This is a genomic window from Pseudomonas sp. DCB_AW (genome assembly GCF_026240895.1).
In the GTDB taxonomy this organism is placed as follows: Bacteria; Pseudomonadota; Gammaproteobacteria; order Pseudomonadales; family Pseudomonadaceae; genus Aquipseudomonas; species Aquipseudomonas kermanshahensis.
On the sequence record NZ_JAPFCE010000087.1, the window covers coordinates 1 to 19649 of the forward strand.

The following is a 19649-nucleotide window of genomic DNA, read 5'->3' on the forward strand; positions in this document are numbered from 1 at the left end:
AGGCACAGCATGATCCCTGTAGGAGCGGGCTTGCCCGCGAAGGGGCGCGAAGCGGCCCCGGGTAAACGATAAGCTCGACCACCGGCTTTTCATGCCGCCGGACAAAGCAGGCATAATACCGCGCCTTCTACACTCAAGCGCACTTTCACAGATTGCCGGACACCCCTTTGAAGCAGGCCCACGCCCCCGACGTTTCACCTCGCCCCTCGGCCTGCCCGGGGTTGTGGCGCATCGTCAGTGCCCGTGATGGCGGCATTTGCCGCATCAAGCTGCCGGGTGGCCTGCTGCTGGCCGACCAGGCCGATGCCGTGGCCGAGGCCGCCGAGCGCTTTGCCGGTGGCGTGATCGAGGCAACCAACCGCGGCAACCTGCAGATTCGCGGTATTGGCAGCGACCACCAAGGCCTGATCGCCAGGCTGCTCGCGGCAGGCCTGGGCCCGCGCGAAGCCGCCGGTGACGATGTGCGCAACCTGATGCTCAGCCCGCTGGCCGGGCATGACCCAGCCATGTTGCTGGATGCCCGGCCGCTGGCGGGGCAGATCCTCGACCTGCTGGAAGGCACACCGCGGTTTCACCAGTTGTCGGCGAAGTTCGCTGTGCTCCTGGACGCCGGCGAAGGCCTGGCGATGCTTGAGCACCCGCATGACCTGTGGCTCTCGGCGCTGTTTATCGAGCAGCGGACGTGGCTAGCGTTTGGCCTGGCGGGCTGCCCCGCCGATGGCCAGGTGCTCGGGGCGGTGCCGGTGGAGCAGGGCCTGGCCCTGGTGCGTGCGGTGCTGGAGCGCTTCCTTGACCTGGCCGCTGTGGACCAGTCGCGCATGCGCCAGTTGCTCGAATGCTGTTCGCCCGCGGCGTTCGTCGAAGGGCTCGGCCTGGACATCCGCCGCGATGCCGCCGTGCTTGAATGGCGTCGCCCGACACGCCAACCCGAGTGGCTGGGTGTGTTGCCACAAGCCCACGGTCTCGCCCTGGGCGTTGCTCCGCCGCAGGGCCGCTTGACCCCCGAGATGCTGCGGGGGGCCGCGCGCATCGCCCGGCACCTGGGTGACGGCAGCCTGCGCCTGAGCCCTTGGCAAAGCCTGGTGCTGACCAATCTCGACCCGGACCAGATCACGCAAGCCCAGGGCGAGTTGTCCACGCTGGGCCTGCTGTGCCACAGCCACGAGCCACTGGCCCGCATCAGCGCCTGCACCGGCAGCAGTGGCTGCGCCAAGGCACAGGGCGAAACCAAGGCCGATGCCGTGGCCTTGGCCGCGCTGCTGGGCCCTGGCGTGCCGGGCAGCGTGCACCTGTCCGGGTGCCCCCGATCCTGCGCCGTGGCCCATGTTGCCCCGGCCACCTTGCTGGCCCGTTCACCGGGCCGTTACGACCTGTATGTGCGCGATGCGCGCCTGCCGGGCTTCGGCGCCCTGCGTGCCATCGACCTCACCTTGAACGAAGCAGGCGCCATGCTCGACCTGCCGACGGAGCACCTTGATGATTGACTACATCCGCGATGGTCAGGAGATCTATCGCAATTCCTTCCGGATCATCCGTGAGGAAGCCCGACTCGAGCGGATACCCGCAGACCTCGAAAAGCTCGCCGTGCGCGTGATCCATGCCTGCGGCATGGTCGAAGCCATCGACGGCCTGCAGTTCTCCGAAGGGGCCGGCCGCGCCGGCCGTGAAGCCCTGGCCAAGGGCGCACCTATCCTCTGCGATGCGCACATGGTCGCCGAAGGCATCACCCGCGCGCGCCTGCCCGCCGACAACAAAGTGGTCTGCACCTTGCGCGACCCGAGCGTGCCTGGCCTGGCCAAAGACGCCGGCAATACCCGTTCCGCCGTGGCCCTGGAGCTGTGGCGGCCGTACCTGGAAGGCAGCGTGGTGGTGATCGGCAACGCCCCGACCGCGCTGTTCTACCTGCTGGAGATGATCGACGCCGGCGCACCCAAGCCTGCGCTGATCCTCGGCTTCCCGGTCGGCTTCGTCGGTGCAGCCGAATCCAAGGCGATGCTCGCCGCCGACAGCCGTGGCGTGCCGTTCGTGATCATGCAAGGCCGCCTGGGCGGTAGCGCGATGGCCGCCGCCGCAGTCAACGCCCTTGCCACGGAGGTGGAATGATGGCGCCACGTGGACGTCTGCTTGGCCTGGGCGTAGGCCCCGGCGACCCTGAACTGATCACCGTCAAGGCGCTGCGCCTGTTGCGCGAGGCGCCGGTGGTTGGCTACTTCGTGGCCAAGGGCAAGCGCGGCAATGCGTTCGGCATCATCGAGGCGCACCTGCAGCCAGAGCAGACCTTGCTGCCGCTGGTCTACCCGGTCACCACCGAGGCCCTGCCGGCACCGCTGTCCTATGAACAGGTCATCAGCGACTTCTACGATGAAGCCAGCGTGCAGGTTGCCGAGCACCTGGACGCCGGCCGCGATGTGGCGGTGATCTGCGAGGGCGACCCGTTCTTCTACGGCTCCTACATGTACCTGCATGACCGCCTGGCGCAGCGCTATGAGGCTGAAGTGATTCCTGGCGTCTGCTCGATGCTCGGGGGCGCTTCGGTGCTCGGCGCGCCGTTGGTGTACCGCAACCAGAGCCTGTCAGTGCTGTCGGGCGTGCTTCCGGCCGAGGAGCTCAAGCGGCGCCTGGCCGATGCCGACGCGGCGGTGATCATGAAGCTGGGCCGCAACTTCCCCAAGGTGCGTGACGTGCTGGCCGAGCTGGGCCTGGACGAGCGTGCGCTGTATGTCGAGCGCGCGACCATGGCCAACCAGAAGATCGTGCCGCTGGCGGACGTCGACCCCCTGTCGTCGCCGTACTTCTCGCTGATCATCGTGCCGGGTGAAAAATGGCAGGGATGAGCATGCACAAGGCACCGGCAATCATCATCCTGGGGCCAGGCAGCCTGGCCACGGCGCAGCGTATCCAGCAGCGTTATCCACAGGCTGTGATTCATGGCCTGAGTGGCCGTGTCGAGGGCGTCGATCAAACGTACGCCTCGTTTGGCGACACCCTGCGCGCGCTGTATCAGCAGGACACCCCGATCATCGCCCTGTGCGCCGCCGGTATCGTCATCCGCAGCTTGGCCAGCGTGCTCAGCGAGAAAGGCGTCGAGCCACCCGTACTGGCGGTGGCCGAGGATGGCAGCGCAGTCGTGCCGCTGCTCGGTGGCCTGAGCGGTGTGAACGTGATGGCGCGCGAAATTGGCGAGTCACTGGGCGTGGCGGCTGCGATCACCACCAGTGGCGAGCTGCGTTTCGGCACCTGCCTGCTGAACCCGCCACAGGGCTATGCCCTGGCGGATATCGAGCAAGGCAAGCGCTTTGTTTCCGACCTGTTGGCCGGCGAGACGGTACGCGTCGAAGGGGATGCGCCGTGGCTGGATCAGGCGCAGTTGCCTGCCAGCGAATCGGCCCGGCGCACGATTCATGTCGGCCATCAGGCACGCGCGAGCAGCCGGGACGAGTTGCTGATCCACCCGCGTTCGGTGGTGGTGGGCGTCGATACCGCAGACCTGCAGGGCATTCGCGCAGCGCTAGAGGAAGCGGGCATTGCCGAGCAGTCGTTGGCCGGCCTGCTGGCGAGCGAGCACGCCATGGCTGATGCCGCCTTGCACGAGGCGGCGCAGGCGCTTGGTGTGGCGCTGCGTTTCGCGGCCAAGCCTGGCGACCTGCGTGGCATGGTGGCCCAGGCGCTGCCTGACGCGCAGTTGATCGAGCAGGCCAACGCCGTCATCGCAGTGGCTTCGGCACCGGTGGATGCTGAGCGGATCGGCCGCCGCCGTGGCCGCTTGGCGGTGATCGGCCTCGGCCCTGGCGCTGCCGAGTTGATGGTGCCGGCGGTCAAGGCAGAGCTGGCACGCGCCCAGGACATCCTCGGCTACGAAACCTACGTGCGCATGGCCGGGCCGTTCCGTGCAGACCAAGTGCAGCATTGCACCGACAACCGTGAAGAGATGCAGCGTGCTCGCCATGCCTTCGAGCTTGCTGCACAAGGGCGCTCGGTGGTGGTGGTGTCGTCGGGTGATCCGGGTGTCTTCGCCATGGCCGCCGCCGTGCTCGAAGCACTGCACGCCTCCAGCGACCCGGCCTGGCAGCGGGTTGATCTGGAGATCCTGCCGGGTGTTTCGGCTTCGCTGGCCACCGCAGCCCAGGCGGGTGCACCACTGGGGCACGACTTCTGCGTGATGTCGCTGTCGGACAACCTCAAACCGTGGTCGGTCATCGAGCATCGCCTGGACCTGGCGGCCCAGGCCGACCTGGTTCTGGCGTTCTACAACCCGATTTCCCGCTCGCGGCCTTGGCAGCTGGGGCGTGCGCTGGAGATCGTGCGACAGCACCGCGATGGGAACACACCTGTAGTCCTTGGCCGCGACATCGGTAGGCCAGGGCAGACACTGAAGGTGGTCTCCCTGGCCGAACTGGTGCCAGAAATGGTCGACATGCGCACCATGGTCTTGCTGGGTTCTTCCACGACCTGTCAGTTTGCCAAGGCCGATGGCACCCAGTGGGTGTACACGCCGCGTTGGTACCCGACCGCCGGGTGAGGCGCCGAGGGAACCCGTTCATGCCTGTATCCGGGTTGTTTGCAGCATAGGGTGAAGGCCCCTCGACGATACCCGTCGGGGGGCCTTCAAGGATTCTGCTCATGACCGATGTAAGCACTAACAGCATTGCCGTTGTCGAACAATCGCTTCTGGCGCTCAGCGCTGGCATGTCGGCGCAAAGCCGGCGTGATGCCAAGACCACCTTCCAGTTTGCCTCTCGCGTGGCGTCCAAGCTGCATGATCGCGATGGCGAATCCGAGGCCTGGTTCAACAAGTTCCTGGAAGTGATGCGTACTTTGGGTTGGGTGGTCGGTAAACGTTCCTACGAACGCGACTATGACCAAAGCCAGTCGCTGACCCTGGGGCCGATTGCCTTCAAAGTCGCTAGCGCCGCTGGTAAAGCATTGCTTGGTGGGCCAGTCGGTGAGGCCATGGCCAAGCTGGCGGGTGATGCCATCAGCGCGCTGGGCAATATCGAGGAAGCGCAGAAGATCTACCAGCTGAATGTCAAAGGGCATCCGGTGGCGACAACGGGCCTTGGGGCCTGCATCGAAACGCCGGAAGGCGAACTGTTCATGCTGGTCAACGCATTCAGTGCCTCGCCGGGCGAAAACGATCTGAATACCACGGTGTTCGAATGGAAAAGTTCGAGCAAGGACCGGTATTGCGGTTCGGCCGTGCTCAGCCTCAACGAAGTGGTGTACACCGACGCGGTTCGTGCATCGATCGAGCAGAAGTTGATCGACAAGGCCGTCCAAGCCGCCAGCGAATTCGACATCTGACACGGGAGCGGGGCTTTTCAGGCCCCGCTCTTCTTTCAATGTTTGAAAGTCGAGGTATTTCGATGAGTAAGGAAGGCTATTCCTTGTGGCTCGTTGGCGGTACAGCCTTGTTGATGGCCGAAACGGCATCCCCGTCGTGGCAATATGCGCTGGACTCGCTGCTGTTCGCACAGTTGCGCTCGGACAAATTGAATGGATCACGCTTCGCCAATTTCACGCGCTGGTACAGCGGCTACCGCACAGCCCTTGAGGCACGTGGGTGGATCATCCCTAGCAGTCGCAGTGATTATCAGCCCTTGAAAGGCAATACCTTGCTGGCTCAACGACTCACAGATGATTTGCAGGCCCGTCATCCCAGCCTGTCCGGTTACGTGCAGGCGGCGATTGCCACACTCTCGAGGGATGACGTGCAGCAGTACCTGCGGCCTTTCACCTTGCTCGAACAGGACCAGGCAACCCATGCGGTTTATGAGTTGGGGGTGATGCTGCCCGACGCTTCCCTGGACCTGTGCGCGATGGCGTTCAAGAGCACGCTGCCCGCAGCACAGATCCGCCCTTGTACCGTGTTATCACCGCCACCCAGCGATAAAGCCGACCTGCGTACCACCCTTGCAACCTTGGGCGAACAGCTGACGGAAGCTGATCGCCAAGGCCTGCACGCGCTGCTCGAACGCAAGCAGTACGCAGGACGAATCAGACATTTGGGCGTGCTCAGGCTGGAGGATAGCCATGCAAACACATGAAGCCACCGTTGTCGGCGCCAGCCTGGTTGCCTTCATTCCTGGTGTCAGCCTTGAACAGCGCAAAGCCGTGAAGCTTGCTTCGCTGTGGGCTGAAAGCACGACCTTGCAAGACATGGCCGGAGAAAGTGCCCAGGACCAGTATCAGTACTACCGCAAAAAGTTGATGTACTTGGGGTGGGACGCGAAGTCGGCCGAAGAAGTGCACTGGCCGGATCCCCAACGGCCGAAGATCGTCGACCAGGCGTTGAGAAGGATCGATGCCGTAGCGGGTGTTCATCATTCCAGCAACATGGCGCTGGCTTTTGAAGTACTGAAGAAGAACGGCAAGCCCCTGCTGCATTTTGAATCGCGCAGCAAGGACCGGGCGCAGTTTCAACTGTTGTCCTGTGCGCCAGTCAGTGGCAATTACGTGGACATCGTGGTCTATCACGAGGCCGGCAACAGCGTGGCGTTCACCACTGGGTTTCTATTTCGTGAACGCCGCGACACGCGCGTGACCGCAGAGTTGGTGCGATTCAATACGCGCCTGTTCGACCAGGAGCGCCGTAGTGCAGTGGAGCGTGCCCTGGTGAAAATCGCGCTGAAGGAGATCCATGAGATGGCGATCTAGGGCACCAGGTAACCCTTGATCCCGGTAAAGATGATCTGCGCCGCCAGGGCACAGACAAACAGCCCCATCAAACGGCTGACGATCTGCAGGCCTTGGTCGCCGAGAATCCGCTCGATGCCGTGCGAGAGGTACAGCACCAGGCCCACGGTGAAGCTGGCCAGCGCGATACTGGCGATGGCCAGCAACTTGTCATCCCAATGCGGCTGGCCCACGCCCATCACCAACAGGGCACCGATGGTGCCGGGGCCGACGGTCAGGGGGATGGTCAATGGCACGATGGTCACGTCCTGCTGAACGTTGTCGGCCTGCACCGCCGGTTTGCCCTGCGCCATGCCCAACGCCGAGATGAACAGCACGCTGCCGGCACCGATGCGGAAGGCGTCGGCGGTGATGCCGAAAATGCCGAAGATCGCCCGGCCGAACAAGTACAACAGCACGCTGGCGACCAGGGCGGCGAAGGCAACCTTCCAGGCCAGTTGCTTGCGCTCCTTGCTGGAATGGCCGCGGGTCAGGCTGATGAAGCACGACAGCACGAAGAACGGGCTGTAGAGCACGAGCATCTTCAGGTAGACACTGAACAACTCATGGAGCATGGGTTGGGATCCTCGGCTGCGGTGGGTGCCTGTCGATGCATCGTCGGCATTGCTTACGGGATAGGCGCCGGATCCGTCTTGGCTTCCCGGTGATTCGCCCAATATTGGATCAGCTCGCGCAATTGCGACAGCTCCACCGGCTTGGCCATGTGCCCATCCATGCCCGCCAACTTGGCGCGCTCCTTGTGCTCGGCAAGGATGTGCGCGGTCAGCGCCACCACGGGCGTACGTGGGCGCTGGTGCGCGGCTTCCCATGCGCGCAGTTGCTGGGTGGCCGAGAAGCCATCCAGCACGGGCATTTCGCAATCCATCAGTACCAGGTCATAGCGCTGCGCCTTCATGGCTTGCAACGCTTCTTCACCATTGCATGCCGTATCTGGCTCGAGGTTGAGCTTGCCGAGCATGCCGCGGATCACTTTGGTCGAGATGCTGTTGTCCTCGGCGACCAGCACACGGAAGTCGCGGGGCAGGTCCAGTGCTTGCGGCACACCGGGAGGGGTGGCCGGCACCGCTTGCTCACGGCCACGTTGGGCCAGCTCTTCGGCCAGTGTGGTCTTCAGCGTATAGCCTGCCACCGGTTTGGCGAGTATCCGCTTGACCCCGGCATTGCGTGCGATGACCTTGCTCGGCGCGTTGCTGATGCCCGTGAGCATTACCACCAGGATGTCGTGGTTAAGGCTAGGGTCTTCCTTGATCTTGGCCGCCAGTTGCATGCCGGTCATGCCGGGCATGTTCTGGTCCAACAGCACGGCATCGAAGTAGTCGCGCAGGTGCGCCTTGGTGCGCAGCAATGCCAGCGCTTCTTTGCCGGAAGGCACCGCGCTGACATTCATGCCCCAGGCGCTGCACTGCTGCACCAGCACCTTGCGGCAGGTGTCGTTGTCGTCCACTACCAGTACCCGCGCGTCGCGCAATGGGCCATCGAGGTCGGCGGGCGGTTGTTCCAGGCGCGAAGGGTCCAGCGGCAGGGTCAGCCACAGGGTGTTGCCCATGCCGCTGCTGCTCTTGATGCCGAATTCACCCTGCATCAGGCCGATCAACTGCTTGGCGATGACTAACCCGAGGTGGCCGCCGAGCTTGTTGCTGGAGAGGAAGTGATGGCTGTGCAGCTCGGCTTGCAACAAGGCTTCGCGCTCGGCGGCGGGCAACGGTTCGCCGCTGTCCTGCACGGCAATGCGCAAGCGCGGCGCTTCGCCACGTTGGTCGAGTGCCACCACCAGCAGGATCTCCCCCTGGTCGGTGTTTTTCAGGGCATTTTCCAGCAGGCTCGACAGTGCTTGGCGCAGGCGCGTTGGGTCCCCACTGATCACGCGAGGCACTTGAGGCTGGGTGAAGCTGATCAGCTCGATGTTCTGCTGTTCGGCCTTGGCCCGGAAGATGTTCAGGCAGTCCTCGATCAATGCATTGAGGTCGAACTGCACATCGTCCAGTTCGATCTGCCGGGACTCAAGCTTCGAGATGTCGAGAATCTCGTTGATCAGCGTCAGCAGCTCGTTGCCGGCGCTGTGGATGGTCTGCACGTAGTCGCGCTGCTTGACCGACAGCGGCGTGCCGAGCAGCAGCTCGGTCATGCCGAGCACGCCGTTCATGGGCGTGCGGATTTCGTGGCTGATCTTGGCCAGGAACTCGGCCTTGGCGTTGATTTCGGCATCGCTGGCGGCCAGGGCGCGGCTGGCGCTGAAGCGCTCTTCGCTCATGCGTCGCAGGCGTTCGCTGACGGCCAGGTTAAGCAGCAGGCCGCAGATAACGGTCAAGCCCATGAGCACGCACAGCAGCCACGGCGTCGACGTGCGGGTCAGGCCCAGAAGCGCCGGCAACAGCACCAGGCCGCCAAGGTTGTAGACCCCCATGGCAAGGGTGAACAGGCGTGCGGGTGCGTAGCCCTTGTACCAGTGATAGGCGCTGACCAGCAGCATGCTGACGCTGCCAAGGGCCAGCAGGGCATAGGTCATCAGGTTGAGTGGCAAGGTGTCGACGAACAGCAGCACCAGGCCGCTGACCGCAGCCACCAGCATCTCCCCCTGCAACAGGCGGTTGAGCCGCGGCGAATGGCATGGCGAGAAGAAATGCAGGGTGAAATACAGGCCAGCCAGGCCTGCAAGGACCAGGGTGAGGTAGGCCGCTGGCGTTTGCGCACTGTGCCACACGTGCCACCAGGGGCCGCTGAGGTTGAGCAGGATCAACCCGCTGAGCAGCATCAGGCCGTGGTAGAGCGCCAAAATCAACGTGGTGGTGGAGCGGCCATAGAGGAAGCGGATCAGGTTGTGCAGGATCAGCATCACCAGGCCGCCGAACAGCATGCCGAACAGCAGCGGTTGGGTCTGGTCGGAAGCGGCAACGGCCGCAGGCTCAAGGCTGATGGCTGGGCGCAACTGGTGTTCGGACACCAGGCGCAGGTAGATGTCCAGCGGCTGCCGGCTGTTGGGCAATGGCAGCACATGGTCGCTGCCGCGCAGGGTCGGGCTGGCATTGCCGGCCTGGCGCCCGTGGTGCAGCTGACGCAGTAATTTGTCGCCCTCGAGGGCGTAGAGGTCCAGGCCTGAAAGGTCTGGGGCAAACACCCGTAGCAGTTGCTCCTGATCGCCAGGTTCCAGGCGATAGTGCAGCCACAGGGCTTGTTCGGCAGGGGCGGCATCCAGGTCGCTGAGCAGCAGCGGGCTGAACTGGTTGCGGTAGCGATCGGAGCGCACGTCGCTTAATTGCAGGTTGGCCTGTTCGTCGAGCAGAACAGACCAGCCTCCGCCTTCTTCGGCCGAGGCCGGGAGCAGGCAGAGCAGGGTCAGCAAGCTGACGATCAGAGCTGTGGCAATCCGAAGCCGACGCACTACGAAATCCCTTCTTAGCCGATGTGCCGGATACTAACTATGCGCGGCGCGCCAAGTCGAAGGCAAGGCCCAGAAAGGGCCCTGTCGACGAGCCGAAGGCCGTGGGCACAAGGCGTCACGGCGCTTCGGTAAAGGTTACTGCTGGTGTTCACCGCGCTCGCGGGCAATGGCCCGGTAGCCGATGTCGGTACGGTAGAAGCTGCCGTCCCACTTGACCTGCTCTGCCAGGCGGTAGGCCTGCTGCTGAGCGGCTTCGACGGTTTGGCCCAGGGCGGTGGCGCAGAGCACACGGCCGCCGGCGGTAACCACTTGGCCGTCTTTCAGGGTGGTACCGGCATGGAACACCTTGCCTTCGAGCTTGGCGGCAGCGTCCAGGCCGCTGATCGCGTCACCCTTGGCGTAGTCGCCCGGGTAGCCACCGGCAGCCAGCACGACGCCCAGGCTCGGCCGTGGGTCCCACTGGGCTTCAACCTTGTCCAGGGCCTTGGCGAAGGCGGCTTCGATCAGCAGCACCAGGCTCGACTCCAGGCGCAGCATGACCGGTTGGGTTTCCGGGTCGCCGAAGCGGCAGTTGAACTCGATGACCTTGGGGTTGCCCGCCTTGTCGATCATCAGGCCGGCATAAAGGAAGCCGGTGTAGACGTTGCCTTCCTCGGCCATGCCGCGCACGGTCGGCCAGATGACTTGGTCCATCACGCGCTGGTGCACGTCGGCGGTCACGACTGGGGCAGGCGAGTAGGCGCCCATGCCACCGGTGTTCGGGCCGGTGTCGGCGTCGCCGACGCGCTTGTGGTCCTGGCTGGTGGCCATTGGCAGCACGTTGTGGCCGTCGACCATGACGATGAAGCTGGCTTCTTCGCCGTCCAGGAACTCTTCGATGACTACACGCGAACCCGCATCGCCAAAGGCGTTGCCGGCCAGCATGTCACGCACGGCGTCTTCGGCTTCCTGCAGGGTCATGGCGACGATCACGCCTTTGCCCGCCGCCAGGCCGTCGGCCTTGATCACGATCGGCGCACCCTTTTCCTGCAGGTAGGCCAGGGCTGGCTCGATTTCGGTGAAGTTCTGGTAGTCGGCGGTCGGGATCTTGTGACGCGCCAGGAAATCCTTGGTGAAGGCCTTGGAGCCTTCGAGCTGTGCGGCGCCTTTGGTGGGGCCGAAGCAGTCCAGGTTACGGCTGCGGAACAGGTCGACGACACCTGCAACCAGCGGCGCTTCAGGGCCGACGATGGTCAGTTGCACGTTCTGTTCGGCGAAGTCGGCCAGTTGCTCCAGGGCGTTGACGTCGATGGCGACGTTTTCGCACTTGGCTTCAGTGGCGGTGCCGGCGTTGCCCGGGGCAACGAAAACTTTCTCGACGCGTGGGTCTTGGGCGACTTTCCAGGCCAGGGCGTGCTCACGGCCGCCGCTGCCGATGATCAAAACTTTCATGTCAAAACCTCTGTTTGGCGGCGTACTTCGCCCGCTGTGGGAGCGGGTTCACCCGCGAATGCGGCGGTAAGCCCAGCATCGCATTCGCGGGTGAACCCGCTCCCACAGGGGCCGAGGTACGGCCGGCCATCTTGATTAGTGGCGGAAGTGGCGCATGCCAGTGAACACCATCGCGATGCCGGCTTCGTCGGCTGCGGCGATGACTTCGGCATCACGCATCGAACCACCTGGCTGAATCACGGCGCTGATACCCACTTTAGCCGCATTGTCGATGCCGTCACGGAACGGGAAGAACGCATCCGACGCCATGACCGCACCTTGAACCTGCAGGCCAGCATGCTCGGCCTTGATTGCAGCAATGCGAGCGGAGTTGACGCGGCTCATCTGGCCGGCGCCGACGCCGATGGTCTGGCGCTGCTTGGCGTAGACGATGGCGTTGGACTTGACGAACTTGGCCACTTTCCAGGCAAACACCAGGTCGTGGATTTCTTGCTCGGTCGGGGCACGCTTGGTGACGATTTTCAGGTCATCGGCGGTGATCATGCCGATATCGCGGCTCTGCACCAGCAACCCACCGTTGACGCGCTTGAAGTCCCAGCCGGCTGCACGCTCAGCTGGCCATTCGCCGCACTCCAGCAGGCGAACGTTCTGCTTGGCGGCGACCACGTCGCGGGCGGCCTGGGAGATTTTCGGGGCGATGATCACTTCGACGAACTGGCGCTCGACGATGGCCTTGGCGGTTTCGCCATCGAGCTCGCGGTTGAAGGCGATGATGCCGCCGAAGGCCGACTCGGTGTCGGTGGCGTAGGCCAGGTCGTAGGCCTTGCGGATGCCGCCTTCGTCTTCCGGTACCACGGCCACGCCGCACGGGTTGGCGTGCTTGACGATGACGCAGGCAGGCTTGACGAAGCTCTTCACGCACTCCAGCGCGGCGTCGGTGTCGGCCACGTTGTTGAACGACAGCTCCTTGCCTTGCAGCTGGATGGCGGTGGAGATGCTGGCTTCACCCTTCTTGGCTTCGACGTAGAACGCCGCGCTCTGGTGCGGGTTCTCGCCGTAGCGCATTTCCTGGGCTTTGACGAACTGGCTGTTGAAGGTGCGCGGGAATTCGCTGCGTGCTTCAGTGCTCAGAGTGTCCTTGGCCTGGTCGATGGTGCCCATGTAGTTGGCGATCATGCCGTCGTAGGCGGCGGTGTGTTCGAACGCCTTGAGCATCAGGTCGAAGCGCTGGGCGTAGGTCAGGCCGCCGGCTTTCAGGCCGTCGAGGACGCTGGCGTAGTCGCTGGCATTGACCACGATGGCAACATCTTTGTGGTTTTTGGCAGCGGAGCGGACCATGGTCGGGCCACCGATGTCGATGTTCTCGATGGCGGTCGGCAGGTCACAGCCTGGCTTGGAGATGGTGGCTTCGAAGGGGTACAGGTTGACGGCGACCAGGTCGATCGGCTTGATGCCGTGCTCGTTCATGATGGCGTCGTCGATGCCGCGACGGCCCAGAATGCCACCGTGGATTTTCGGGTGCAGGGTCTTGACCCGGCCATCCATCATTTCGGCGAAGCCGGTGTAGTCGGCCACTTCCACCGCGTTCACGCCGTTATCCTTGAGCAGCTTGTAGGTGCCGCCAGTGGACAGGATCTCGACACCGAGCTGCTGCAGCTCACGGGCGAATTCGAGGATACCGGTCTTGTCGGAGACGCTGATCAGGGCGCGGCGGATCGGCAGGCGGGTAGTCTGGTCGGTCATTTCGGATTCCATAACGCGGTGGAGTCAGCAAAAAAGGCGCCTCTGTTCAGGGAGCCGCCTTTTCTGATTGGGATTCTGGCTTACAACAAGTCGTACTGCTTGAGCTTCTTGCGCAGGGTGCCTCGGTTGAGCCCGAGCATCTCGCTGGCCTTGGTCTGGTTGCCCTTCACGTAGTTCATCACGCTTTCAAGCAGGGGCGCCTCGACTTCGGAGAGCACCAGGTTGTACACGTCCGTGACGGTCGCGCCTTCCAGGTGGGCGAAGTAGTTGTGCAGCGCCTTCTCGACGCTGTCGCGAAGGGTCTGGCCCTCTTCGCTCGGCGTGTTGAGGTGCTGTTTCAGGTTGGCGTTGTCGCTCACGGGCGTTGTTCCACTCACAAATGTCTCGGTCATCATCGTCATGCGGCCACCCCTTGTCCGTCCTCTGTCTCAAGGCTCTGTCGACGTTCACTGAAAAACGCGCGAACGTTGGCGCACTGCGCTTGTGTGTCTTCCAAAGCATTGAACCGGGAGCGAAACTCCTTGCCGCCGGGTCGTGTTGCCAGGTACCAGCCAACGTGCTTGCGGGCGATACGTACGCCCATCACATCGCCATAGAAGGCATGCAGCGCGGCCAGGTGCTCTAGCAGGATGCGTTCCACTTCGTCCAGCTGCGGGGCCGGCAACTGTTCGCCGGTCCGCAGGTAATGCTCGATCTCGCGAAAGATCCAGGGCCGCCCTTGGGCAGCGCGGCCGATCAACAGGCCATCGACCCCGGTGGTGTCCAGTACCGCCCGGGCCTTTTCTGGCGAGGTGATATCGCCGTTGGCAAATACCGGGATAGACACCGCCTGCTTGATGGCAGCGATGGTGTCGTATTCGGCTTCGCCTGTGTACAGGTCGGCGCGTGTGCGGCCATGCACCGCTAGCGCCTGGATGCCGGCCTGTTCAGCGATCTTCGCCACATTCAGGCCGTTCTTGTTCGCCCGATCCCACCCCGTGCGGATCTTCAGCGTCACCGGGACGTCCACGGCGCCTACCACGGCGTGGAGAATCTCGCTGACCAAGGCTTCATCTCTCAATAAAGCAGAGCCTGCAGCTTTGTTGCAGACTTTTTTTGCCGGGCAGCCCATGTTGATGTCGATGATCTGGGCGCCCGCTTCGACGTTGGCCTTTGCCGCCGCTGCCATCATCTGGGCATCCCCGCCGGCGATCTGCACCGAGCGCGGCTCGGGATCGCCTTCGTGAATGCGGCGCAGGCTCGACTTGCGGCTGTTCCACAGGCTCATGTCGCTGGACACCATCTCCGACACCACCATGCCTGCGCCCAGGCGCTTGCAAAGTGTTCGGAAAGGCTGGTCCGTGACCCCGGCCATGGGGGCGAGGATCAGGTTGTTTCGCAGTGTGTATGGGCCGATGCGTACCGCCGACATAGGTGATCCCTGTTGTGGGGCCGAATCTTGGAGTTCGAAAAAGGGTGGGCATGATACCCGCTCTCGGTGACCGGATAAAGATGGATTTGGATAAAATCTGAACAGTTGTCGGCTTATGACTTTTGGTGTGGGTAGGCGAGGCTGGGGGCACAAAGTGCCCCCAGGATCAGCCGATTACTCCGGCGAGCGGAAGCTCAGGCTGTAGTTCACGGCCTTGGGGCCTGGGTCGAGGATGTCCAGGGCGATGTGGATCGGGGTCTGGCTGGGCATCTCGCCGCGCCCGGCCAGTTCGCCAGAGAGGTACTCGCTGGGCTTGAAGCGCCGGCTGGCGATCAGTTGGCCATTGAGGTCGGCGAAACGCAGCTCGAGCAGCGGGAACGGCTGGGCGAAGGGGGCGCGGTTGTAGATGATCGCATCGACGATCAGCGCACCCTTGAAGTCAGGGTGGCTGCGCACCACCAGGTTGCTGCTCTTGATGCGGGCGATGTCGACGCGGGTCGGCACTTCGCAGCCGAACAGCGGGCATACCTGCTGGAAGATCGGCCGGTACTGGTCCTGGCGGGCCATTTCATCGAAATGGAACCACACGTACTGGAACGCCAGCAGGCCTGCAGCCAGCAGCGTCAGGAAGCCCCACAGCAAGCGCTTGCCCCAGTTGGGCTGGGGCTTTTCCCAGCCCAGTTGCAGCGGGTCGTCGACCACGTCGACCAGCGGTTCCTTACGCGGCGCACGCTCGGGCTTGCTGGACAGGCCAGGCTCCAGGCGTTCACCGGGCAACGGCTCTACAGGGTCGTCGTCGTGGGCCGACAGGTGCAGGTCCAGTTCGTCATCGTCGCGCGCGCTGAGGCCCTTTTCCGGGGCAGGGTCGTGGCTGGCAGCGAAGTGCTCGCTGACGAACGCATGGTGCTCGTCGGCCTCGATGTCGCGCCGTACGGGGGGCTCGTCGTCGATGTCCAGGTCCAGGTGGCCGCCCAGGGTCGGCTCGGTGCGATCACCCGGGGCGGGCTCCAGGTCCAGTGACTCTTGCTCGAACGCTTCCTGCTCCAGCGCGTGCTGTGTCAGTAGCGTGGGTGCAGGTTCAGGCGCCTGTTCAGGCTCGAAGCGGTCGTCGGTGGCGTTGCCAAACAGCTCATCGGTATGAGCGTCTGGCTGATGTTCTTCGCGGCGGGCCTGCAAACCGTTGTCCGCGCTGGGCGGGCGAGCGGCGGCAGGCTCGCCACGACGTTCAAGGCGGGCCAGCTCTTGGTCCAGGTCCAGTTCATCCAGGGCCTGGGCCGTGAGCGCCCAGTCGTCCTCAGGGGGCGCTGGGCGTTCGCTGGCGGGGGGATCGGGCGTGACCGCAGGCTCGGCAATCGGCTCGGCAGGTGCTGCGGATACCACTGGCGCCACGGGCACCCTAGGTTCCACAGGCACGCTGGCATCACCGGCGCGGTTCTGCTCCAGCAGTTGCTTTGCGGCGTTGAACACCTGCAGGCAATGGCCGCACCGCACCACGCCGCGCGCCACACTCAACTGGTGATGGGTGACGCGAAAGCTGGTCTGGCAATGCGGGCACTGGGTGACGAAACTGTCGGTCATGCGGCGATCCGGGGTTGTACAAAAGTTATTCTAGCGCGCTTAACGGCGGCGACCACTGATGCGCACCCAACCATCGCGTACGGCGATCGGGTCCAGCTCGAAGTCGGCGGCGTAGGCGGCAGCCACTTCATCGCCTTGTTCGGCAAGGATGCCCGACAGTGCCAGCAGGCCACCAGGGCGGACCAGGCCAGACAGCTGTGGCGCCAGCGAGACCAGCGGGCCGGCCAGGATGTTGGCGACCAGTACGTCGGCCTGCATGGCCGGCATGTGCTCGGGCAGGTACAGCGCCAGCTTCTCGTCGGCGATGCCGTTGCGCTGGGCATTGTCGCGCGAGGCTTCAATGGCCTGCACGTCGATGTCGGTACCGACCGCTTCGCGCGCGCCCAGCAGCAGGGCGGCGATGGCCAGAATCCCCGAGCCGCAGCCAAAGTCCAGCACCTGGGTGCCTTCGAGTTGCTGGCCGTCGAGCCATTCCAGGCACAGGGCGGTGGTCGGGTGGGTACCGGTGCCGAACGCCAAGCCTGGGTCGAGCAGCAGGTTTACTGCGTCCTTGTCCGGCGCTTCGTGCCAGCTTGGCACGATCCACAGGCGACGGCCGAAGCGCATGGGCTGGAAGTTGTCCATCCAGCTGCGCTCCCAGTCCTGGTCTTCGATCACTTCAGCCTGGTGCTCGGGCAGTTCGGCGCCGGTCAGCAGGCGGACGTGGGCGAACACCTGCTCGGGCTCGGCATCAACCTCGAACAGGGCCAGCAGGTGAGTGTGCGACCACAGCGGAGTGGTGTTGAGGTCGGGTTCGAAGATCGGCTGATCTTCTGCGTCCACGAACGTGACCGAGACGGCGCCGACTTCAAGCAGGGCGTCTTCGTAGGTTTCGGCTTGTTCCGGGCTGATGGCCAGGCGTACTTGCAGCCAGGGCATGGCGGGCACCTTTGGTAAATCGACAGGGGCAGCCCGAGGCTGCGCGAAGGCTCGCAGTTTACGCGAGTGCGCGGGGTTTGTGGATTGTATCGGGGGCCTGTCGCGAATGGGGCGCACAGCGCCCCGGCGATCACTCAGACAAAACAGAGCGACAGGGACTCGGCTATATAAGCAGGCTTCTCTTCCCCTTCGATTTCCAGCGTGGCGATTGCCTTCAGCAGCCACTGGCCGGGTTTTTTCTCAAGCACTTCGGCGAGATCGATCTTCAGCCGCACCTGGCTGTCGACCTTGACCGGTTGAATGAACCGCACGCTGTCCAGCCCGTAGTTCACGACCATCTTCAACCCTTGCGGCAGGACCAGGATGTCCTCCATTAGCGTGGGGATCAGCGACAACGTCAGGAAACCATGGGCGATCGTGCAGCCAAACGGTGTTTTCGCCGCCTTCTCCGGGTCGACATGGATGAACTGAAAATCGCCTGTGGCTTCGGCAAACAGGTTGATGCGCTGCTGGTCGATTTTCAGCCAGGCAGAACGGCCCAGTTCCTTGCCAACGTACTGCGAAAGCTCTGTAACCGGTACATAGGGCATCGCGACTCTCCAGGTTGTGAGTTGGTACGAAGGTGCAAGATCAGCACGCCCCACCGTTTCAGTCAAGTTGCGCGTTTTTCGGCGATTATCGGCTTATACCCTTAGCGTGCTTATAATGGCCGCCATGCCCGAGGGAGGTGCTTATGCTGTTGCGTGGTTTGACCTGGCTGGTGTTGTTTCAACTGCTGGGTACGGCGATCAATCACCTGTTTGTGCCGTTTTTGCCGGGGCCGATCATCGGTCTGTTGCTGCTGCTGTGCTTCCTGATGGCCAGGGGGGAGGTCGGCAAGCCGCTCAATGAAGCCGCCAGCAGCTTGCTGCGCTACCTGCCACTGCTGCTGGTGCCGCCGGCGGTGGGGGTAATGGTGTATGCCAAGGACATCGCCGCCGACTTCTGGGCGATTGCCGGTGCACTGTTCATTTCGTGCCTGCTGACCCTGGTGTTCGTCGGCGTGTTGATGCAGAAGCTCATCCACCGCCAAGGCAAGCGCGAGGAGCAGCCATGATGCTCGACTGGCAAGGCGCGCTCGACGCGGTCATCCACCATCCCTTGTTTGGCATCGGCATTACCCTGGGGGCCTATCAGGTTGTGCTTGCGGGCTATGAGAAGACCCGCTGGATCTTCCTGCAGCCGGTACTGGTGTCGATGCTACTGGTGATCGGCGTGCTGCTGGTGTGCGGCATCGACTACAGCGAGTACCGCCAGCGCACCGAGATCATGAACACGCTCCTGGGGCCCGCCACCGTGGCCCTGGCCGTGCCGCTCTACCTCAACCTGCGGCGTATTCGCCAACTGTTCTGGCCGACATTTACTACGCTGGTAATCGGAGGCCTGTTCGCCACGGTCTGTTGCCTGCTGCTGGGCTGGTGGTTCGGCGCCGAACACATGATCCTGATGACCATGGCGCCGAAGTCGGTGACGTCGCCGATCGCCATGCTGGTGGCCGAGCAGATTGGTGGTGTGGCGGCATTGGCCGCGGTGTTCGTGCTGATCACTGGGGTCATCGGCGCGATCTTCGGCCCGGCGCTGTTGACCCGCCTTGGTGTGCACAGCCCTGAGGCACGCGGCATGTCGCTGGGCGTGACCGCGCATGCGGTGGGCACTTCGGTGGCCCTGCAGGAAAGTGATGAATGCGGCGCTTTCGCCGCGCTGGCGATGAGCCTGATGGGGGTGGCCACGGCGGTGTTCCTACCGCTGGCGGTCAGCCTGGTGGCTTGAGGAGTTGTGATGACGCTACCGCTGTTTCCCCTCAATACCGTGCTGTTTCCGGGGTGCTTCCTCGATTTGCAGATTTTCGAGGCGCGCTACCTGGACATGATTGGCCGCTGCATGAAGCAGGGCGAGGGCTTTGGGGTGGTGTGCATCCTGGAAGGGGAGCAGGTTGGCAAAGCGCCACCGACGGTTGCTTCGATCGGTTGCGAGGCGATGATCCGCGACTTCGTGCAGCAGGATAACGGCTTGCTGGGTATCCGTGTCGAAGGGGTGCGGCGTTTCAACCTGGAGCAGACCGAGGTGCAGAAGGACCAGTTACTGGTCGGGCAGGTGCAGTGGTTGCCGGAGCTTCCTGATAGCCAGCTGGGCGAGGCGGACGACGACCTGCTGGCGTTGCTGGTTGCCCTGGGTGAGCACCCGATGGTCGAGGCGCTGGACATGCCGCGGCCGGTGGATGGGCGGCAGGCGTTGGCCAATCAGCTGGCGTATCTGCTGCCGTTCATGGAAGAGGACAAGCTGGACCTGCTGAGCATCGACTCGCCGCAGTTGCGGCTGGAGGAGATTCAAAGGCTGTTGGAGCGGATTCAGGGTGAGCTGTTTGCCTGACTGATCACTGTGGCTTGTTGTGGCCTCTTCGCGGGGCAAGCCCGCTCCCACAGGTGTGGTGCATTGCAGGCTGCCTGTGGGAGCGGG

General features: G+C 63.7%; 19 protein-coding genes. 10 read left to right on the plus strand and 9 right to left on the minus strand.

From position 1 onward, the window contains the following. The first annotated feature begins 152 nt into the window (after nucleotides 1-152). The 7 genes from cobG to OO306_RS25605 all read left to right on the plus strand — a co-directional run bounded on the left by cobG (nucleotide 153) and on the right by OO306_RS25605 (nucleotide 6654). Nucleotides 153-1484 carry a precorrin-3B synthase gene (gene cobG, locus OO306_RS25575; protein WP_323055837.1) on the plus strand — a complete coding sequence of 444 codons (1332 nt, stop codon included), beginning with the start codon at nucleotides 153-155 and terminating at the stop codon, nucleotides 1482-1484. Next, nucleotides 1477-2103 (plus strand): precorrin-8X methylmutase, encoded by a 627-nt coding sequence (locus OO306_RS25580; RefSeq protein ID WP_027592587.1) that lies wholly within the window; start codon nucleotides 1477-1479, stop codon nucleotides 2101-2103. The genes cobG and OO306_RS25580 overlap by 8 nt, the downstream gene beginning before the upstream one ends. Beyond that, nucleotides 2100-2834 (plus strand): precorrin-2 C(20)-methyltransferase, encoded by a 735-nt coding sequence (locus OO306_RS25585; RefSeq protein WP_027592588.1) that lies wholly within the window; start codon nucleotides 2100-2102, stop codon nucleotides 2832-2834. Before OO306_RS25580 ends, OO306_RS25585 begins: the two co-directional genes overlap by 4 nt. A gap of 2 nt (nucleotides 2835-2836) precedes the next feature. After that, complete coding sequence (gene cobJ / locus OO306_RS25590; protein ID WP_265970208.1) at nucleotides 2837-4519, plus strand: precorrin-3B C(17)-methyltransferase; 1683 nt, start codon at nucleotides 2837-2839, stop codon at nucleotides 4517-4519. Nucleotides 4520-4620: 101 nt separating this feature from the next. Beyond that, nucleotides 4621-5301, plus strand: a complete 681-nt coding sequence (locus OO306_RS25595; protein ID WP_265970203.1) for a hypothetical protein — start codon at nucleotides 4621-4623, stop codon at nucleotides 5299-5301. A gap of 62 nt (nucleotides 5302-5363) precedes the next feature. Beyond that, nucleotides 5364-6044, plus strand: a complete 681-nt coding sequence (locus tag OO306_RS25600; protein WP_265970204.1) for a hypothetical protein — start codon at nucleotides 5364-5366, stop codon at nucleotides 6042-6044. Then, nucleotides 6031-6654 (plus strand): hypothetical protein, encoded by a 624-nt coding sequence (locus OO306_RS25605; RefSeq protein WP_027592592.1) that lies wholly within the window; start codon nucleotides 6031-6033, stop codon nucleotides 6652-6654. Before OO306_RS25600 ends, OO306_RS25605 begins: the two co-directional genes overlap by 14 nt. On the opposite strand, the gene OO306_RS25610 is transcribed toward OO306_RS25605, so the two are convergent. The 9 genes from OO306_RS25610 to OO306_RS25650 all read right to left on the minus strand — a co-directional run bounded on the left by OO306_RS25610 (nucleotide 6651) and on the right by OO306_RS25650 (nucleotide 17743). Beyond that, nucleotides 6651-7247, minus strand: a complete 597-nt coding sequence (locus tag OO306_RS25610) for a MarC family protein (protein WP_099455402.1) — start codon at nucleotides 7245-7247, stop codon at nucleotides 6651-6653. The two genes, OO306_RS25605 and OO306_RS25610, sit on opposite strands and share 4 nt — an antisense overlap. Before the next feature lie 53 nt (nucleotides 7248-7300). Then, on the minus strand, nucleotides 7301-10072 hold the full coding sequence (locus tag OO306_RS25615; RefSeq protein ID WP_085272337.1) for a hybrid sensor histidine kinase/response regulator: 2772 nt from the start codon (nucleotides 10070-10072) through the stop codon (nucleotides 7301-7303). A gap of 135 nt (nucleotides 10073-10207) precedes the next feature. Next, nucleotides 10208-11503 carry a phosphoribosylamine--glycine ligase gene (purD, locus tag OO306_RS25620; protein WP_186677431.1) on the minus strand — a complete coding sequence of 432 codons (1296 nt, stop codon included), beginning with the start codon at nucleotides 11501-11503 and terminating at the stop codon, nucleotides 10208-10210. A gap of 135 nt (nucleotides 11504-11638) precedes the next feature. After that, the gene (gene purH, locus OO306_RS25625) at nucleotides 11639-13246 is read right to left on the minus strand and encodes a bifunctional phosphoribosylaminoimidazolecarboxamide formyltransferase/IMP cyclohydrolase (protein WP_085272339.1); all 1608 of its coding nucleotides are present in this window, start codon (nucleotides 13244-13246) and stop codon (nucleotides 11639-11641) included. Nucleotides 13247-13326: 80 nt separating this feature from the next. Beyond that, nucleotides 13327-13647 (minus strand): DNA-binding transcriptional regulator Fis, encoded by a 321-nt coding sequence (gene fis, locus OO306_RS25630; protein WP_012274390.1) that lies wholly within the window; start codon nucleotides 13645-13647, stop codon nucleotides 13327-13329. Continuing rightward, nucleotides 13644-14657 carry a tRNA dihydrouridine synthase DusB gene (gene dusB / locus OO306_RS25635; RefSeq protein ID WP_265970205.1) on the minus strand — a complete coding sequence of 338 codons (1014 nt, stop codon included), beginning with the start codon at nucleotides 14655-14657 and terminating at the stop codon, nucleotides 13644-13646. Before dusB ends, fis begins: the two co-directional genes overlap by 4 nt. A gap of 174 nt (nucleotides 14658-14831) precedes the next feature. After that, nucleotides 14832-16235, minus strand: coding sequence for a DUF3426 domain-containing protein (locus tag OO306_RS25640; RefSeq protein ID WP_265970206.1), 1404 nt, complete (start codon nucleotides 16233-16235; stop codon nucleotides 14832-14834). A gap of 39 nt (nucleotides 16236-16274) precedes the next feature. Continuing rightward, entirely contained in the window at nucleotides 16275-17153 is an 879-nt protein-coding gene (gene prmA, locus OO306_RS25645) for a 50S ribosomal protein L11 methyltransferase (protein ID WP_265970207.1), read from the minus strand. 134 nt (nucleotides 17154-17287) lie between these two features. Beyond that, complete coding sequence (locus tag OO306_RS25650; RefSeq protein ID WP_027592600.1) at nucleotides 17288-17743, minus strand: MaoC family dehydratase; 456 nt, start codon at nucleotides 17741-17743, stop codon at nucleotides 17288-17290. Between the two features lie 143 nt (nucleotides 17744-17886). On the opposite strand from OO306_RS25650, the gene OO306_RS25655 reads away from it, so the two are divergent. From OO306_RS25655 to OO306_RS25665, 3 genes are read left to right on the plus strand one after another with little or no spacing between them, the layout of a single operon-like run. Next, nucleotides 17887-18249 (plus strand): CidA/LrgA family protein, encoded by a 363-nt coding sequence (locus OO306_RS25655; protein ID WP_099455399.1) that lies wholly within the window; start codon nucleotides 17887-17889, stop codon nucleotides 18247-18249. Then, nucleotides 18246-18962, plus strand: a complete 717-nt coding sequence (locus OO306_RS25660; protein WP_027592602.1) for an LrgB family protein — start codon at nucleotides 18246-18248, stop codon at nucleotides 18960-18962. The genes OO306_RS25655 and OO306_RS25660 overlap by 4 nt, the downstream gene beginning before the upstream one ends. Before the next feature lie 9 nt (nucleotides 18963-18971). Beyond that, complete coding sequence (locus tag OO306_RS25665) at nucleotides 18972-19562, plus strand: LON peptidase substrate-binding domain-containing protein (protein ID WP_085272340.1); 591 nt, start codon at nucleotides 18972-18974, stop codon at nucleotides 19560-19562. Nucleotides 19563-19649 lie beyond the last annotated feature (87 nt).

Coding starts and splice junctions, on each gene's coding strand:
- OO306_RS25640 (WP_265970206.1), bottom strand. CDS start 16,235: ATGACCGACAGTTTCGTCACCCAGTGCCCGCATTGCCAGACCAGCTTT.
- purD (WP_186677431.1), bottom strand. CDS start 11,503: ATGAAAGTTTTGATCATCGGCAGCGGCGGCCGTGAGCACGCCCTGGCC.
- OO306_RS25655 (WP_099455399.1), top strand. CDS start 17,887: ATGCTGTTGCGTGGTTTGACCTGGCTGGTGTTGTTTCAACTGCTGGGT.
- OO306_RS25585 (WP_027592588.1), top strand. CDS start 2,100: ATGATGGCGCCACGTGGACGTCTGCTTGGCCTGGGCGTAGGCCCCGGC.
- OO306_RS25650 (WP_027592600.1), bottom strand. CDS start 17,743: ATGCCCTATGTACCGGTTACAGAGCTTTCGCAGTACGTTGGCAAGGAA.
- OO306_RS25600 (WP_265970204.1), top strand. CDS start 5,364: ATGAGTAAGGAAGGCTATTCCTTGTGGCTCGTTGGCGGTACAGCCTTG.
- OO306_RS25595 (WP_265970203.1), top strand. CDS start 4,621: ATGACCGATGTAAGCACTAACAGCATTGCCGTTGTCGAACAATCGCTT.
- dusB (WP_265970205.1), bottom strand. CDS start 14,657: ATGTCGGCGGTACGCATCGGCCCATACACACTGCGAAACAACCTGATC.
- OO306_RS25605 (WP_027592592.1), top strand. CDS start 6,031: ATGCAAACACATGAAGCCACCGTTGTCGGCGCCAGCCTGGTTGCCTTC.
- OO306_RS25580 (WP_027592587.1), top strand. CDS start 1,477: ATGATTGACTACATCCGCGATGGTCAGGAGATCTATCGCAATTCCTTC.
- OO306_RS25660 (WP_027592602.1), top strand. CDS start 18,246: ATGATGCTCGACTGGCAAGGCGCGCTCGACGCGGTCATCCACCATCCC.
- purH (WP_085272339.1), bottom strand. CDS start 13,246: ATGACCGACCAGACTACCCGCCTGCCGATCCGCCGCGCCCTGATCAGC.
- cobJ (WP_265970208.1), top strand. CDS start 2,837: ATGCACAAGGCACCGGCAATCATCATCCTGGGGCCAGGCAGCCTGGCC.
- OO306_RS25665 (WP_085272340.1), top strand. CDS start 18,972: ATGACGCTACCGCTGTTTCCCCTCAATACCGTGCTGTTTCCGGGGTGC.
- prmA (WP_265970207.1), bottom strand. CDS start 17,153: ATGCCCTGGCTGCAAGTACGCCTGGCCATCAGCCCGGAACAAGCCGAA.
- fis (WP_012274390.1), bottom strand. CDS start 13,647: ATGACGATGATGACCGAGACATTTGTGAGTGGAACAACGCCCGTGAGC.
- OO306_RS25610 (WP_099455402.1), bottom strand. CDS start 7,247: ATGCTCCATGAGTTGTTCAGTGTCTACCTGAAGATGCTCGTGCTCTAC.